The 15,831-nt window shown below is 64.2% G+C and carries 14 protein-coding genes and 1 pseudogene; 7 read left to right on the top strand and 8 right to left on the bottom strand.

Annotated elements, in window-relative coordinates; all coding sequences use genetic code 11:
- Positions 1 to 114: 114 nt before the first annotated feature.
- From pheS to pheT, 3 genes are all read left to right on the top strand, one after another.
- A complete protein-coding gene (gene pheS / locus RBJ75_RS19070) occupies positions 115 to 1,197 on the top strand; it encodes a phenylalanine--tRNA ligase subunit alpha (protein ID WP_044405958.1) in 1,083 nt (360 codons plus the stop codon).
- A 167-nt stretch (positions 1,198 to 1,364) separates the two neighbouring features.
- Positions 1,365 to 1,823, top strand: a complete 459-nt coding sequence (locus RBJ75_RS19075; RefSeq protein ID WP_044405984.1) for an endonuclease domain-containing protein — start codon at positions 1,365 to 1,367, stop codon at positions 1,821 to 1,823.
- Positions 1,820 to 4,225, top strand: a complete 2,406-nt coding sequence (gene pheT / locus RBJ75_RS19080) for a phenylalanine--tRNA ligase subunit beta (protein ID WP_044405959.1) — start codon at positions 1,820 to 1,822, stop codon at positions 4,223 to 4,225. Before RBJ75_RS19075 ends, pheT begins: the two co-directional genes overlap by 4 nt.
- 26 nt (positions 4,226 to 4,251) lie before the next feature.
- On the opposite strand, the gene RBJ75_RS19085 is transcribed toward pheT, so the two are convergent.
- The 4 genes from RBJ75_RS19085 to RBJ75_RS19100 all read right to left on the bottom strand — a co-directional run bounded on the left by RBJ75_RS19085 (position 4,252) and on the right by RBJ75_RS19100 (position 7,190).
- The gene (locus RBJ75_RS19085) at positions 4,252 to 4,722 is read right to left on the bottom strand and encodes a hypothetical protein (protein ID WP_044405961.1); all 471 of its coding nucleotides are present in this window, start codon (positions 4,720 to 4,722) and stop codon (positions 4,252 to 4,254) included.
- Between the two features lie 214 nt (positions 4,723 to 4,936).
- Positions 4,937 to 6,133 (bottom strand): 23S rRNA (adenine(2503)-C(2))-methyltransferase RlmN, encoded by a 1,197-nt coding sequence (rlmN, locus tag RBJ75_RS19090; protein WP_044405963.1) that lies wholly within the window; start codon positions 6,131 to 6,133, stop codon positions 4,937 to 4,939.
- A 243-nt stretch (positions 6,134 to 6,376) separates the two neighbouring features.
- Positions 6,377 to 6,868, bottom strand: a complete 492-nt coding sequence (locus RBJ75_RS19095) for an invasion associated locus B family protein (protein ID WP_044405986.1) — start codon at positions 6,866 to 6,868, stop codon at positions 6,377 to 6,379.
- Between the two features lie 100 nt (positions 6,869 to 6,968).
- The gene (locus tag RBJ75_RS19100; protein WP_044405965.1) at positions 6,969 to 7,190 is read right to left on the bottom strand and encodes a hypothetical protein; all 222 of its coding nucleotides are present in this window, start codon (positions 7,188 to 7,190) and stop codon (positions 6,969 to 6,971) included.
- A 198-nt stretch (positions 7,191 to 7,388) separates the two neighbouring features.
- Between RBJ75_RS19100 and RBJ75_RS19105 the strand changes: the two genes are divergently transcribed.
- On the top strand, positions 7,389 to 8,363 hold the full coding sequence (locus RBJ75_RS19105; RefSeq protein ID WP_044405967.1) for an NADPH:quinone oxidoreductase family protein: 975 nt from the start codon (positions 7,389 to 7,391) through the stop codon (positions 8,361 to 8,363).
- Between the two features lie 31 nt (positions 8,364 to 8,394).
- Here the strand turns inward: RBJ75_RS19105 and RBJ75_RS19110 are convergent, their stop codons facing one another.
- Both RBJ75_RS19110 and RBJ75_RS19115 read right to left on the bottom strand, forming a co-directional pair.
- Entirely contained in the window at positions 8,395 to 8,553 is a 159-nt protein-coding gene (locus tag RBJ75_RS19110) for a hypothetical protein (protein ID WP_160297905.1), read from the bottom strand.
- Positions 8,554 to 8,678: 125 nt separating this feature from the next.
- Positions 8,679 to 10,536: pseudogene (locus RBJ75_RS19115) on the bottom strand (FAD-dependent oxidoreductase); the annotation flags it as partial.
- Between the two features lie 105 nt (positions 10,537 to 10,641).
- Here RBJ75_RS19115 and RBJ75_RS19120 point away from each other — a divergent pair.
- Positions 10,642 to 11,277, top strand: coding sequence for a TetR/AcrR family transcriptional regulator (locus RBJ75_RS19120; protein ID WP_044405969.1), 636 nt, complete (start codon positions 10,642 to 10,644; stop codon positions 11,275 to 11,277).
- 4 nt (positions 11,278 to 11,281) lie between these two features.
- On the opposite strand, the gene RBJ75_RS19125 is transcribed toward RBJ75_RS19120, so the two are convergent.
- Both RBJ75_RS19125 and RBJ75_RS19130 read right to left on the bottom strand, forming a co-directional pair.
- Positions 11,282 to 11,668, bottom strand: coding sequence for a YkvA family protein (locus RBJ75_RS19125; RefSeq protein ID WP_044405970.1), 387 nt, complete (start codon positions 11,666 to 11,668; stop codon positions 11,282 to 11,284).
- An 87-nt stretch (positions 11,669 to 11,755) separates the two neighbouring features.
- The gene (locus tag RBJ75_RS19130; RefSeq protein WP_044405972.1) at positions 11,756 to 12,058 is read right to left on the bottom strand and encodes a 4a-hydroxytetrahydrobiopterin dehydratase; all 303 of its coding nucleotides are present in this window, start codon (positions 12,056 to 12,058) and stop codon (positions 11,756 to 11,758) included.
- Between the two features lie 213 nt (positions 12,059 to 12,271).
- Between RBJ75_RS19130 and RBJ75_RS19135 the strand changes: the two genes are divergently transcribed.
- Positions 12,272 to 13,705: a TAXI family TRAP transporter solute-binding subunit gene (locus RBJ75_RS19135; protein WP_044405974.1), complete on the top strand. Its 1,434-nt coding sequence runs from the start codon at positions 12,272 to 12,274 to the stop codon at positions 13,703 to 13,705.
- Positions 13,706 to 13,956: 251 nt separating this feature from the next.
- Positions 13,957 to 15,780, top strand: a complete 1,824-nt coding sequence (gene typA, locus RBJ75_RS19140; RefSeq protein WP_044405976.1) for a translational GTPase TypA — start codon at positions 13,957 to 13,959, stop codon at positions 15,778 to 15,780.
- Positions 15,781 to 15,831: the final 51 nt, after the last annotated feature.

Below are 15,831 nucleotides of genomic sequence, written 5' to 3' on the forward strand. Positions count from 1 at the left end.
CGCCGGGCAAAGCGCGAAGCGCGTCTTCGTGCTGCGCCCCGGCGGTCCATCATTCGAGAAGCGATGGATGCCCGGGTCAAGCCCGGGCATGACTTCTTGAAGGAGCGGTGACTGATGTCTGACCTCGAAAAGCTGCAATCCCAGATCCTCGCCGATATCGCCGCCGCCGCCGACGAGGCCGCGATCGAAGCGGTGCGGGTCGGCGCCCTCGGCAAGAAGGGCGCGATCTCGGCGCTGCTGTCGACACTCGGCAAGATGACGCCCGAGCAGCGCAAGACCGAAGGCGCGGCGATCAACCTCGCCAAGGACAAGGTCACGCAGGCGCTGACCGCGCGGCGCGATCTGCTCAAGGCCGCAGCGCTCGATGCCCGCCTCGCCTCGGAGACCATCGACGTCACTTTGCCGCTGCGCGACACTCCGGCCGAACAGGGCCGGATCCATCCGCTCAGCCAGGTGATGGATGAACTCACCACCATCTTCGCCGATATGGGCTTTGCGATCGCCGAAGGTCCGGACATCGAGACCGACGACTACAATTTCACCAAGTTGAATTTCCCCGAGGGCCATCCGGCCCGCGAGATGCACGACACCTTCTACTTCAACCCGAAGCCGGACGGCTCGCGGCTGTTGCTGCGCACCCACACCTCGCCGGTGCAGGTCCGCACCATGCTGAACCAGCAGCCGCCGATCCGGGTGATCTGTCCGGGCCGCACCTATCGCAGCGACTCTGACCAGACCCACACGCCGATGTTTCATCAGGTCGAGGGCCTGGTGATCGACAAGGGATCGCATCTCGGCCATCTGAAATGGATCCTGCACGAATTCTGCAAGGCGTTCTTCGAGGTCGACAACATCAACATGCGGTTCCGGCCGTCGTTCTTCCCCTTCACCGAGCCGTCGCTGGAAGTCGACATCCAGTGCCGCCGCGACAAGGGCGAGATCCGCTTCGGCGAGGGCGAGGACTGGCTGGAGATTCTCGGCTGCGGCATGGTGCACCCCAACGTGCTCTCCGCCTGCGGCATCGATCCCGACGTCTATCAGGGCTTCGCCTGGGGCATGGGCATCGACCGCATCGCGATGCTGAAATACGGCATGAGCGACCTGCGGCAATTGTTCGAGGGCGACGTCCGCTGGCTCAACCACTACGGCTTCAAGCCGCTCGACGTCCCGACGCTGGCGGGGGGATTGAGTTCGTGAGACAGGTTCAAGCAACTACCCGCGCTACGCGGCGCAGTTGCTTCGACCTGAAGCCGCAATTGAAACCGCTCTGGGCTCAAGGCGCCAACCTGCGCCGGGCAAGTTCAACACGCTCAGTCTGTTCCCTCCCCCCTTGTGGGGGAGGGTCAGGGAGGGGGGTGGCCGCGATGAACCACGCCAAGGTGAACCAACGTCAGCGCGACAGAGCCAAGCAGCTACGGCAGGCCATGACTCCAGCAGAGACGCTGCTCTGGCGCTATCTCAAAGCCCATCGCATCGATGGATTGGGCTTTCGTCGGCAAATGCCTATCAAAAACTTTATCGTTGATTTCGTCTGTCTTGCGGCGAAGTTGATCGTCGAACTGGACGGAGAATCCCACAATTTCGAATCCCAGTTGCAAGCAGATGACGTCCGCGATGCGTTCTTTGCGTCCGAGGGCTTTGCGGTCCTGCGATTCACGAATGATCAGGTGATGTCGGACCTGGAAGGCGTGATCGAGGTCGTTCGACAGACAGCACGCGCACGCATCCGCAGCTTACCCCCCTCCCTGGCCCTCCCCCACAAGGGGGGAGGGGACCGTGGACTGAAACGCGATGCGGGTTCAGACGGAAGTAACAACCAATGAAATTCTCGCTCTCCTGGCTCAAAGATCATCTCGACACCGACGCGCCGCTGGAGGTGCTGGCCGACAAGCTCACCATGATCGGGCTCGAGGTCGAAGGCATCGAGGACAAGGCCAAGCTGCTGAAGCCTTTCAGCATCGCGCGGATCGTCTCCGCCGAGCAGCATCCCAACGCCGACCGGTTGCGGGTGTGCAAGGTCGATACCGGCGCGGGGGAACCGCTGCAGGTGGTGTGCGGCGCGCCGAATGCGCGCGCCGGCCTGAAGACCGTGTTCGCGGCGCCCGGCACCTATATCCCGGCCAAGGACTTCACCATCAGCGTCGGCAATATCCGCGGCGTCGAGAGCCAGGGCATGATGTGCTCGGCCGGCGAGCTGGCGCTGCCGGACACTATCGACGGCATCATCGAGCTGCCCGACGACGCGCCGGTCGGCGCGTCCTATGCGGAATGGGCCGGGCTCGGCGATCCGGTGCTGGACATCAATCTCACGCCGAACCGGCAGGACTGCACCGGCGTGCACGGCATCGCCCGCGATCTCGCCGCCGCCGATATGGGCAAATTCAAAGACCCGGCGATCAAGCAGGTCAAAGGCGAATTCCCCTGCCCGGTGATGGTGATGATCGAGGACCAGACGCTGTGTCCGGGCTTCGCGATGCGGCTGGTGCGCGGCGTGACAAACGGCCCGTCGCCGGAGTGGCTGCAGCAGCGGCTGACCTCGATCGGGCTGCGACCGATCAATGCGCTGGTCGACATCACCAATTTCATGACCTTCGACCGCGGCCGGCCGCTGCATGTGTTCGACGCCGCCAAGGTAATGGGCAATCTCACGGTGCGCCGCGCCCATGACGGCGAAACGCTGCTGGCGCTGGACGGCCGCACCTATACGCTCGACAGCAAGGCCTGCGTGATCGCCGACGATTGCGGCGTCGAATCGCTGGCCGGCATCATGGGCGGCGAGGCCTCCGGCTGTTCGGAGCACACCACCGACGTGCTGATCGAATCGGCGCTGTGGAACGAGATCAACATCGCCCAGACCGGCCGCCGGCTCGGGATCAATTCCGACGCACGCTACCGCTTCGAGCGCGGCGTCGACCCGGCCTTCATGCTGCCGGGCCTCGAAATGGCGACCAGGCTGGTGCTCGAGATCTGCGGCGGCTCGCCGTCCGAAATCGTCCATGTCGGCGATGCCTTCGGCGACGATCGCGTGATCGATTTCCCGCTCGCCGAGGTCAAGCGCCTTGCCGGCATCGACGTGCCGCTGATCGAGCTGCGGCTGATCCTGACAAGGCTCGGCTTTACCCTTGCCGGCAACGGTCCGGTGATGAAGGTCGCGATCCCGTCATGGCGCAGCGACGTCCATGGCAAGGCCGATATCGTCGAGGAGATCGTTCGCATCTATGGCGTCGACAAGGTGCCGATGACGCCGTTCGAGCGCGGCGAGAGCCCACGCAAGCCGGTGCTGACCCAGATCCAGCTGCGCACCCGCCGCGCCAAGCGCGCGCTCGCCGCGCGCGGGCTGGTCGAGGCGGTGACCTGGTCGTTCATTTCCAGGCCGCACGCCGAAGCGTTCGGCGGCGGCGCGCCCGAGCTGGCGCTGGCCAACCCGATCGCCGCGGATCTGTCCGATATGCGGCCGAGCCTGCTGCCGAGCCTGATCGCCGCGACGCAAGCCAATGCAGACCGCGGCGCCGCCGATCTGGCGCTGTTCGAGGTCGGCCAGATCTTCAAGGGCGACCGGCCGCAGGACCAGTTCGTCGCAGCCGCCGGTATCCGTCGCGGCGTTGCCTCGGCCAAGGGGCTCGGCCGGCACTGGTCTGGGTCGGCCAATGCCGATGCGCTCGACGCCAAGGCCGATGCCTTCGCCGTGCTGGCCGCCGCCGGCGCGCCGATGCAGGCGCTGCAGGTGACCCCCGGCGGCGCCAGTTGGCTGCATCCGGGCCGCTCCGGCACCATCCAGATCGGGCCGCAAAATATTCTCGGCTATTTCGGCGAGCTGCATCCGCGCACGCTGGAGGCGCTCGGCGCCGACGGCCCGCTGATCGCCTTCGAGGTGATCCTCGACAAGATTCCGGATGCCAAGCAGAAGCCGACCCGCGCCAAGCCGGTGCTGGAGCTCTCCGCATTCCAGCCGGTGTCCCGCGACTTCGCCTTCATCGTCGATCGTGCCGTCAAGGCCAGCGACATCGTCCGCGCCGCGCAGAACGTCGACAAGAAGCTGATCACCGCGGTCAGCGTGTTCGACGTCTATGAGGGCAAGGGCATCGACGAGAGCAAGAAATCCATCGCGATCGCAGTGACCATCCAGCCGCGCGAAAAAACCTTGACCGATCAGGAGATCGACGCGGTCGGCGGCAAGATCGTCGCCGAAGTCACCAAGAAGACCGGCGGCACGCTGCGCGGCTGATCGCCGCCTCGGCTCGCCGGCTCGGATCAACCAGTCGGCGGCGGCCGCGTCGACGTCGCGGGCGGCTCGCGCCAGGCGCCGGCATTGCGGCCGGCGATCATCCAATAGATCACGCCGCCGAGAATCCCCGCCCCGGTCATGATCTCGAGATGACGGCGCACGATGCCGTCGAATTGCATCGTCGCCGGATCGAACGGAATCAGCCCGAGATAACAGGCGAGCCCGACCGCGGCGCCGCCCAGCGCATAGGCCAGCGCGCTGCGGATATAGAACGCCTCGGTGACCACCACCACGATCAGCGCCGGCAGCAGCGCAAAGCCGCTGACGAAGATGAAACCGAAGCCCAGCACGATGTTGAGCGCGTCCTGGTCGACCGGCCCGACGCGCAGATCGCTGAATTCCGGATACAGCACCGCGCCGACCACCACGATCCCCGCCACCATGCAAGCGACGATGAAGCCGAATGCGATCACGAACAGCCGGCCGATCAGGGACATAGATGCGGTCCAGAAAGATGCAGCACCAACAACGACGGCCTCCCGATCGTCATGGCCGGGCGTGTCCCGCCTGCGGGGCCGAAGCCCCTTCGTCGCGGCGAAGGCCCGGCCATCCACGTATTCAGGGATTTGCGCGCCGTGAAGGCGTGGATGCCCGGGTCAAGCCCGGGCATGACGAACTCGAATGCCCTGCCCGTTTGACACGAGAACCGCATCAATCCGTCATCGCCATCGCACGCAGCGCGTCGCGCTCGCGCACCGACAATTTTTCGGTTTCAGATTTCAGCTGCCCGCAGGCGGCCAGGATATCGCGGCCGCGCGGGGTGCGCACCGGCGACGAATAGCCGGCGTTGAAAATATATTCGGAAAATTTCTCGATCTGATCCCAATCCGAGCATTGGTAGCGCGTGCCCGGCCAGGGATTGAACGGGATCAGATTGATCTTGGCCGGAATGCCTTTCAGCATTTTCACCAGCAGCTTGGCGTCGTCGAGCGAATCGTTGACGTCCTTCAGCATCACATATTCGAAGGTGATGCGCCGCGCGTTGGAGGCGCCGGGATAATCGCGGCAGGCCTGCAGCAATTCGGCCAGCGGATATTTCTTGTTGATCGGCACCAGTTCGTCGCGCAATTCGTCGCGCACCGCGTGCAGCGAGATCGCCAGCATGACGCCGATTTCCTCGCCGGTGCGCATGATGTTCGGCACCACGCCGGAGGTCGACAGCGTGACGCGGCGGCGTGAAATGCCGATGCCTTCATTGTCGGAAACAATCAGCAGCGCGTCGCGCACCGCTTCGAAATTGTACAGCGGCTCGCCCATGCCCATCATCACCACATTGGTCACCAGGCGATTGCCGTTGGGCGTGGCGCGGTCGGCCCAATCATTGAGCCGATCCCGCGCCACCATCACCTGGCCGACGATCTCGCCGGCGGTGAGGTTGCGCACCAGCCTTTGCGTGCCGGTGTGGCAGAACGAGCAGTTCAGCGTGCAGCCGACCTGGCTGGAGACGCACAACGTGCCGCGATCGGTTTCCGGGATGTAGACGCACTCGACCTCATGGGCCTTTTCGACCGAATCGCCGCTCGGCAGCCGCAGCAGCCATTTGCGGGTTCCGTCGTTGGAAATCTGTTCGGCCACCACTTCGGGCCGCGCCACCGTGAAATGTTGCGCGAGTTGGCCGCGCATCTCCTTGGAGATGCTGGTCATCTCTTCAAATTCCTGGGCGCCGCGAACATAGATCCAGTGCCACAGCTGCTGCGCCCGCATCTTGCGCTGGGCTTGTAGCACCCCGATGGCGCCGAGCTGCGTCGCCAATTCGGCGCGCGACAGCCCGATCAGCGACGGCTTAGCCGGCGGCACATAGGTTTCGAGCGCGATCTTTTCGAGCGGGGCGGCCGTTGACAGGGTCATTGCATCACATCTGTAGGGCGGGCGAAGCGCATTTTCGCCCGCCATTCGCAACGAAAAGCCCTCATATCCGGGGGCAGCCGCCATTTGGCCGGCAGCGCCAGGATAGAGGCATGTCGATCCTGACCGCTTACGGAACCCGACGATAGCCGGGTTCCGCAGCATGCAACAGCATCATGACCTCAGATAGGCTTTCCGGCGCCCGCTGAAAAGGCGCGAATTGCAGCATGATGAACGCTGTCGCCGTTAGTTCCGGCATTCCTGCGCGACGCGATCAAGCGCCTGGGAAATGCCTTTGAGCGAGAACACGTCGGTGGTCGTGGTCCCTCTGGAGGACATGCCGGTGACCGTCACATCCGCGCCCTTGCGCAGATCTTCGACCAGACGGTCCTCCTCGGCGGCGTTCTTGATCCAGATTCCGTCGCCCTGGGAGTACATCGCGTAGCGGCTGCCACCGACTTCCATGGTGCCTTCCGAACCCGGCTTGAGCGGATAGCCCATCATCACCGAGACTTCGTTGACGACCTTTTCGGCCGGGCGCGTCGAAATGAACGCATAGGCCGGGTCGCGCGGCCGATTCGGCGGATTGGTCTTCGATGACACCGGCTTGGACAGCGCGAAACAAACCTTCTTGCCGTCCGGCGTCGCCGTATAGGCGCCCCAATCGCCAAACTGGCCGATCAATGTCGGCTCCGATGAGACCGCTTGCGCCGGCGCCATCGAGCAAACCCCGAACATCAGCGCACCCAAAGCAGAGATAGTCAGTATTCTTCGCAACATCATAAGCACGTCCAGTCTCTCATTATTGTGACTGCAAGATGGCTCCACAACCGCAGTCTCATGGCACTGCAATAGCCGGGAATGGCCGATTTGTGAAGCCGACGCCCTGCCGCAGATCGCGGACCACCGCGCGCGGCATCACACCGCGCAACATCACGACAAATCTCCGGATTGCGGCAGTCTCCGGCGCGGGCTTTGCTTTTGCGCATCCGCAGATGCATTCCGCCATGCGCACCGCCATCTCATCCTTGATGTAGCCAGCGTGATCGGAAATCAGCAAGCCTGCGAGATCGACGGGTTCGCCCTGTTGGCCAATGCGACCGCTCGCATTTTGAAATGAACGGGCGCCTCGCAGAGGTCGCGATGAAAAGCCGCAACGCGGAATAAGCTCGCCGCAGCGCCGTTCGAATCAGATTGTAGCCTGCCGGCAAATCCGGCATGAAGCACCTAACTGTCTCAAGCCGAAGGTCAGACCCCGATGAAAGCCATTCTCTGCCAGCAATATTGCGGTCCCGACGAACTCGTACTCGCGGACCTGCCCGATCCGGTCGCCGGCCCCGGCGAAGCCGTGATCGCCATCAAGGCCGCTGCGCTGAATTTCTTCGATCTGCTGATGATCCAGGGCAAGTACCAGATCAAGCCGCCGTTCCCGTTCTCGCCGGCCGCCGAAGTCGCCGGCGTGATCGAGAGCATCGGCGATGGCGTCACCAATCTGAAAGTCGGCGACCGCGTCGTGGCGTCGTGCGGCCACAATGGCGCGCGTGAAAAGATCGCGCTGCCCGCCGCATCGATTGTGAAGATTCCCGACAATCTGGATTTCGACCGCGCCGCCGGCATCATCATTATCTACGGCACCGCGCTGCATGCGCTGGAAGACCGCGGCAGTCCGAAGCCGGGCGAAACGCTGGCGGTGCTCGGCGCCGCCGGCGGCACCGGCCTTGCCGCCTGCGAACTCGGCAAGCTGATGGGGCTGAAAGTGATCGCCTGCGCCTCGTCCGACGAGAAGCTGGAATTCGCCAAGCAGCATGGCGCCGAGCTGACGCTGAACTACGCCAAGGAAGATCTCAAGGAAGGCTTGAAGCGACTGACCGGCGGCAAGGGCGCTGATATCATCTTCGATCCGGTCGGTGGCACTTATGCCGAAGCCGCATTGCGGGCGATCGCCTGGGAAGGCCGTTTCCTGGTGATCGGCTTCGCCGCCGGCGACATTCCGAAAATGCCGCTCAACCTCGCACTGCTGAAGGGCTGCGACATCCGCGGCGTGTTCTGGGGCGCCTGGACCAAGCTCAATCCGCAGAAGAACATCGCCAATCTGCAGAAGCTGGTGCAGTGGACCGCTGAGGGCAAGATCTCATCCCATGTCGACCGCACCTTCCCGCTGGCGCAGACCGCCGACGCGCTGAAAGTCCTCGCCGGGCGCAAGGCAATGGGCAAGGTGATTTTGCATCCGTGACGCGACGCTGAGCTATCGTTCGGCGCCGGTGCTACCGCTTGTAGGGCAGATGCACGGTGTCACCGGCGATCTGATCCGGGGGCTTCGGCGGGTCAAACTCCTTGGTATCCTTCGCCGCGGGTTTGGGCGCCGGCGGGGCCGGCTTCGGATCGACGTTGGTCGTCCCTGATGCGTTATCTGGCTTGCCCATGGTCATCTCCGATCTGGACGGGCGTGAACACCGGGTTGATCGCTGTCGAGCGCCATCCGGCGCATGCATGCTGCGCGGGCAGCAGGTTGGAAGCTTTGACCTCGGTCAATGCATCGCGCCCCGGTGGCGACAACCGGCGCTCTCCGGCCGAGCAATCCCGGCAGCAGCGCCTCGGCGGCGTTGGCACCCGAAATCAGTACCGCCTCGACGCCGGCGCCGGCATTGCCGCCGCCGGCGATCACCAGGTTTCGCAGCGGCGATTTGACTCCGTTCAGCCGGCCTTCGCGCGAGATGCCGTAAATCGAGCCGGCGCTGGCCCAGTCGTAGCGTGCATAGGTCACCGGGCTGGCATCGGTGCGATAGACGATGTGCTGCGACAGGCCGGGAATCACGGTTTCGACCGCGGCGATCATGCGGTCGCCGAATGCGGTCTTGCGCTGCTGATACGCGGCCGAACGCCGCCAGTCCTTGCAATCGTCGCTGCCGGTTTCGGGAAACCAGTCGCGGGCTTCGGCGAAAGGCAGCAGCGCGATCAGCGTCAGCGTCGCATGGCCGGCCGGCGCCGCCGCGGGATCGAGCTTCGACATCATCGCGATGCCGATCGCCATCGGCGCATCGAGATGGGTGGCTGGCTTGATATCCGGCACATAGTCGATGCCGAGATGCACGCTGAAGGCGGAATTGGCCGGTTCGGCCGCGGCAAGGCGGCGACGAAATGCCGCCGGCACCTGGTCCGGCTCCAGCAGCTCCAGAAACGTCCGCTTTCAATTCCTCCTGTCCGTCGCCGAGATAGCCGGACAGCGCGTTGAGGTGGCGGGTCACCGCGGGATCGTCGACGTAAGCGGCGACGAGTTCGGCGAATGGCCTGGCCATCCAATGATAGGCGTCGGGATGCTGGCTCGGAAACGCCAGCAGGGCGTCGGCCGTCGCCGGCATGCCGGGAATTCCGCAGCGCCCCTGCCCGGTCGCATACATGTCGTCGAAGATCGCGTGGATCTTGGCGAACAGCGCCGAGATCCCCTCGGTGCTGTCGGGGAACTTGTCGCCGAGCAACCGCACATAGTCCCGCCAATCGGACGGGACATCGATGCCGCCATCGGCGGTTCGGAAGCTGTGATTGACCCGCTGCCATTGCAGCCGATCGGCAACGCCGAGCCGCTCCAACAGGCTGGTCACCGGACCGCCGGGCCAGACGCCGGAAAAATCATGTGGCCCGGCGTCGAAGCGGTACAGCACCGGCTTGTCATCGTGATGCGCCTTGCGCAAGTAAGTGTGGCAGTAGCCGCCGGCGACGACGTGCTGCTCGCAGACGATCACCTTGAGCCCGGCATCGGCCAGCAGCGCCGCCGCGGTCAAGCCGCCGATCCCGGCGCCGATCACCACGACATCGCAATCGAGGCCGCGGTCTTTGGTGAGATCGGGCGCGCGCCATCGGAAGGTTTCGCGCGCCGCCACCATACGCTTCAGCATAAGGCCGATCGCCAGTTTCGGCCCGAAGATCGAAATCAGCGCGCCTGCGACCACCATGATGGTGACGATTGAGGGCGAGACGCCAAAATAGCGGCAAGCCGCGATGGCGAAGAACAGCACGCCCCATAGCGCGGTGATCGCCGCGTTGATGAGCAAAAACTGCGGCGTGCCGGCATTGCCCGGATAGGTGGCGCGGGCGTAGTCGCTGGTCCACGGCCGGCGCGCGATCACGCTGATCAGACTGATGGCGCCGAGGCCGGCGAAGGACAGCCATAGCGCATTGGCGGTGGTCCATTCGGGCGACACCATCTCGGCATTCCCGAGCAGCATGAACAGCACCAGCCCGCCGGCCTCGAGCACGAACAGTTCGCGGCGCAGAAACCGCCACACCGCCCCGGCAAAGGACAGCCCCAGCGCTGATTTGATCGCCCAGTCGGGCTGCTGCAAGCCGAGCAAGGTGCAGAACAGCACGAACGGAATCAAGGCCAGTTTGACGGTGAGGAAGGTTTTCATCTCGGCCTCCGGTTGACGCGGTGTCGGGATACGGTACTACTGGGTACCAGGATTCATAGCACAACCGGTACCGATTGGTACCGGTTTCTTGCGGATTGCGACCTGATGACGAAAACGGAAATAGAACGGGGCATCGACGCCGCGGCCGGGCGCCGTGAGGCGATCATGGCGGCGGCGTTCGAGGTCTTCGTCGAAAAAGGATTCGAAGCCGCCACCACGTCGGAGATCGTCCGCCGCGCCAAAATCTCCAAACGCACGCTGTACGAAATATTCGACAGCAAGCAGGCGATCCTCACCGCGCTGATCCGTTATGGCAGCCTGCGGATGCAGACCCCGCCGGACCTTGCGCCGCCAGCCAGCCGCGCCGAATTCATCGCCACGCTGCACGATTTTGGTCGCACCTTCCTGACGGAATTTCTGCACCCGGACCGGATGGCGATGTATCGCCTCGCGATCGCCGGCCGCGAACGCGGCGAAGGGGCGGTGGCGCGCGAACTCACCGCCACCGGACAGGCTCCGGTAGTGCAGTCTCTGGTGCGCTATTTCGACCAGGCCGCCGGGCGCGGGCTATTTCCCCGCGACCAGATCGCGACGCTGATCCAGATTTTCTTTTCGGTGCTGATCGGGTTTTCGCCGCTGCAAATGTTGCTGGGCAACGAGCCGCCGATGAATGCCGCGACGATCGACGCCAGAGCCGAACTGGCAGCAACGACGCTGCTGCGGCTGCTGCCGGCTGAATGATCGGCTACGCCGTGGGCATGTCGTCCTGGTCCAGCCCGCGCGCCATCGCGGCGCGGGCGGCCTCGCGATGCGCCGGGGTGATGTGGGTGGCCACCATCCGCAGCGCGGTGGCGAGGATCGCGGCGTCATCGGTGAAGCCGAGGATCGGCAGCATGTCGGGAACGAAATCGAACGGCAGCACGAAATAGGCGATGGCGCCGAACAGCGCCAGCTGGACGTGACGCGGGGTCTGGCGATCGAACGCGCAATAATAGGCGGCCAGCAGATCCTCGACGAAGGGCAGCTTCACCGCGAGCTGCTTCAGCTTGATCCAGAACCGCTTGCGCAGGCTCTCGGGGTCCTGCGCTAAGCGGTCGGCCGGCTCAAATCCCACGCTGTGTTCGGATGCCATTCTGGCTCACTCCTGGAGGCCGGCTCACCGGCGGTCGTGTTGTGCAATTGGTGATCGCGGCCCGCGACCGCAAGATTGCCGGGCCGTTCAACCGACGCCGAGCTGCTGCGCGATAGCGTTCATCGCGCGCGCCAGATCGACATCGCGCGACGTCACCCCGCCGGCATCGTGGGTTGTCAGCACCACGTCGACGGTCTTGTAGACATTGCGCCACTCCGGATGGTGATCGTTTTTCTCGGCGACCAAAGCGACGCGGGCCATGAACCCGAACGCTTCGTTGAAATCCTTGAATTCGAAGGTCCGCGCGATCGCCTCGCGGTCTTGCACCTCGGTCCAGCCTGGCAATTCCTGGAGCGCCGTATGCCGCTCTTTGGCCGATAATCGTTCCATCAACTTCTCCTGGGTAACCCGACCATTGGTGCAACGGTGTTGCGATCCTCGTCACAGCAGCGCGGCCACAATGCGGTCAAAGCCCTCCAATAGGCTTCGCGAGATTGGACCCTGTGGCGGCAACGGATTTGATGCAATGCTGGTTCCTGATTGAGCGTAAGATCCAGCCTCAGGCGATTATTGTCCCGACCGATCGTTGGTGGCGCCGATCCGATGGAACCGATGATGCAACCGCCGCCACACTCCGCAAAGCGGAAGACGACCTTTGTCGTGCTGGCCGGAACGCTGGCGCTGGTGGGCCTGATCAGTGGCGCCTATTACGTCGCGATGCGGCCGGTGCAGCTGAAGATCGCCGTCGGCCCGCAGAACGGCGACGACGCCAAGGTGATCCAGGCGCTGACCCAGGCGTTCGGCCGGGATCGCGACTCGGTTCGGTTGCGGCCGGTGCTGACCGATGACGCGGTCGCCAGCGCCGCGGCGTTCTCGGCCCACAAGGTCGACCTCGCGGTGATCCGGGGCGATCTGACGGTGCCGAAAGACGCCCGGAGCGTCGCGGTGCTGCACAAGAATGTCGCCGTGCTCTGGGTTCCGGGCCGCCCCAAACCGGGCCTCAAGACGGATGCCAAGACCGACGTCAAGACCGAGCCGGACGCCGGGGAGACCGCGACCGAGCCCGCCATCACCAATATCAACCAGCTCGCCGGCCACCGCGTCGGGGTGATCGGCCGCACCAGGGCCAATACCGATTTACTCAAGGTGATCCTCCGGCAATACTCGATCGATCCTGCCAAGGTGGAGATCATCCAATATTCCCCGATCGGGATCGCCGAAGCCGTCAGGGACCACAAGGTCGACGCCTTTATCGCGGCCGGACCGCCCAACAGCCGGATCACCAGCGAGGCGATCGCAGCGTCCGTGCAAAATGGCATCGAGCCGACCTTCCTGGCGATCGATGCCGCCGAAGCGATCGCCACCAACCATCCGGCCTATGAGGCCGCCGTGGTGCCGGCCGGCGCCTTCGGCGGCTCGCCGGTCCGGCCGGAAACCGACGTCAAGACCATCAGCTTTTCGCATCATATCGTGGCCCGGGCCGACATCTCCGACAGCACGATCGCCACTTTCACCCGGCAATTATTCGCCGCGCGCCAGAGTGTGATCGCCGAATTCCCGCAGGCGGCGAAGATCGAGACCCCCGATACCGACAAGGACGCGGTGATCCCGGCCCATCCCGGCGCTGCCGCCTATGTGGACGGCGAGGAACGCACCTTCCTCGACCGCTACAGCGATTACATCTGGTTCAGCCTGATCGGCCTGTCGACGTTCGGCTCGGTCGGCGCCTGGTTCGCCAGCTATCTGCGGAAGGACGAGCGGATCGCCAATATTTCGCAGCGCGACCGGCTGCTCGACATGATCGCGGTGGCGCGCCGCTGCGATGATTCCGACGAGCTCGACGCGATGCAGACCGAGGCCGACGCCATCCTGCGCAGCACCCTCAACTGCTTCGAGAACGGCGCGATCGAGGAAGCCGCCCTGACCGCCTTCAACATCGCGCTGGAGCAGTTCCATAACGCGGTGGCGGACCGCAAGATGCTGCTGGCGACGATTCCGCCCTCGCCGGCGCTGAATCCGCACTCCCAGGCGGTCTAAAGCGCCGTGAAGGCTGCGAAAACCTCGCATCCTGTCATTGTTTTTTCGCTATTTTCGGTTATATTGCGTCGCAACGCGTTCGAGTGCCCGGCCCCCTTTTGGCCGGGCTTGCTTTTTAGGGATTGCCCATGGGGGCATCCTAGCGCGTTTCAGGCAAAGGCAAACTCCATCGCGCGATTTGGCGCTTCACGGGGATTGCCTGAAATCGCGCTGATTTGGGCATTCGGCCCGCACAACCTTAAAGAAGAGCCATGAACCTTCGCAATATCGCCATCATCGCCCACGTCGACCACGGCAAGACGACCCTCGTCGACAAACTGCTGCAGCAGTCCGGCACTTACCGTGACAACCAGCGCCAGGTCGAGCGCGCGATGGATTCCAACGATCTGGAAAAAGAGCGCGGCATCACCATTCTGGCCAAATGCACCTCGGTGCATTGGGGCGAAACCCAGATCAACATCGTCGACACCCCTGGCCATGCCGATTTCGGCGGCGAGGTCGAGCGCATCCTGTCGATGGTCGATGGCGTGATCGTGCTGGTCGACGCCGCCGAAGGCCCGATGCCGCAGACCAAATTCGTGGTCGGCAAGGCGTTGAAGCTCGGCCTCAAGCCGATCGTCGCGATCAACAAGGTCGACCGTCCCGACGCCCGGATCACCGAAGTGGTCAACGAAGTGTTCGACCTGTTCGCAGCACTCGACGCCACCGACGATCAGCTCGACTTCCCGATCCTGTACGGCTCGGGCAAGAACGGCTGGATGTCCGCCAAGGCCGATGGCGGCCACGAAGAGGGCATGACGCCGCTGTTCGAACTGGTGCTCAAGCATGTCCACCCGCCGGTGGTCGAAGACGGCCCGTTCCGCCTGCTCGGCACCATTCTGGAAGCCAACCCCTATCTCGGCCGCATCGTCACCGGGCGCATCGCCTCGGGCTCGGTGAAGCCGAACCAGGCCGTAAAGGTGCTGTCGCGCGACGGCAAGACCGTCGAAACCGGCCGCATCACCAAGATTCTGGCGTTCCGCGGCCTTGAGCGGGTGCCGCTCGAGCTCGCCGAAGCCGGCGACATCGTCGCCATCGCCGGGCTGCCCAAGGGCACCGTCGCCGATACCTTCTGCGATCCCAGCGTCGAGATCCCGATCCAGGCCCAGCCGATCGATCCGCCGACGGTGTCGATGTCGTTCATCGTCAACAACTCGCCGCTGGCGGGCACCGAAGGCGACAAGGTCACCAGCCGCCTGATCCGTGACCGCCTGCTGCGCGAGGCCGAGGGCAATGTCGCGCTGAAGGTGGTCGAAGCCGACGACAAGGATTCGATGATCGTCTCCGGCCGCGGCGAATTGCAGCTGGCGATCCTGATCGAGCAGATGCGCCGCGAAGGTTTCGAGCTCAGCGTCTCGCGCCCCCGCGTCGTCCTGACCAAGGACGAAACCGGCCAGCTGCTGGAGCCGGTCGAGGAAGTCGTGATCGACGTCGACGAGGAATTCTCCGGCGTCGTCGTTCAGAAAATGAGCGAGCGCAAGGCCGAGATGATCGAGATGCGCCCGTCCGGCGGCAATCGGCTGCGGCTGGTGTTCTACGCGCCGACCCGCGGCCTGATCGGCTATCAGGGCGAACTGATGACCGACACCAAGGGCACCGCGGTGATGAACCGCCTGTTCCACAACTACCTGCCCTATAAGGGCGATATCCAGGGCCGCCGCAACGGCGTGCTGATCTCCAACGACCAGGGCGAGGCCGTGGCCTACGCCATGTTCAAGCTGGAAGACCGCGGCCCGATGATGATCGAGCCCGGCTGCAAGGTCTATAAGGGCATGATCGTCGGCGAGCATACCCGCGACAACGACCTCGAGATCAACATTCTCAAGGGCAAGCAGCTCAGCAACATCCGCACCACCTCGAAGGATGAAGCGGTGCGGCTGACCCCGCCGATCCGGATGACGCTGGAAAAGGCGCTGGCCTATATCGAGGACGACGAACTGGTCGAAATCACCCCGAAGTCGATCCGCCTGCGCAAGCGCTACCTCGACGCCAACGACCGCAAGCGCGCCGACAAGTCGAAGCAGGCGGTCGCCTAACAGCCTCCGCGGCACTTCCTGTGTCCCGGACGCGATGCGGCATTCATCATG

Origin of the sequence: Rhodopseudomonas sp. BAL398 (genome assembly GCF_033001325.1) — a bacterium.
Taxonomy (GTDB): domain Bacteria; phylum Pseudomonadota; class Alphaproteobacteria; order Rhizobiales; family Xanthobacteraceae; genus JARJEH01.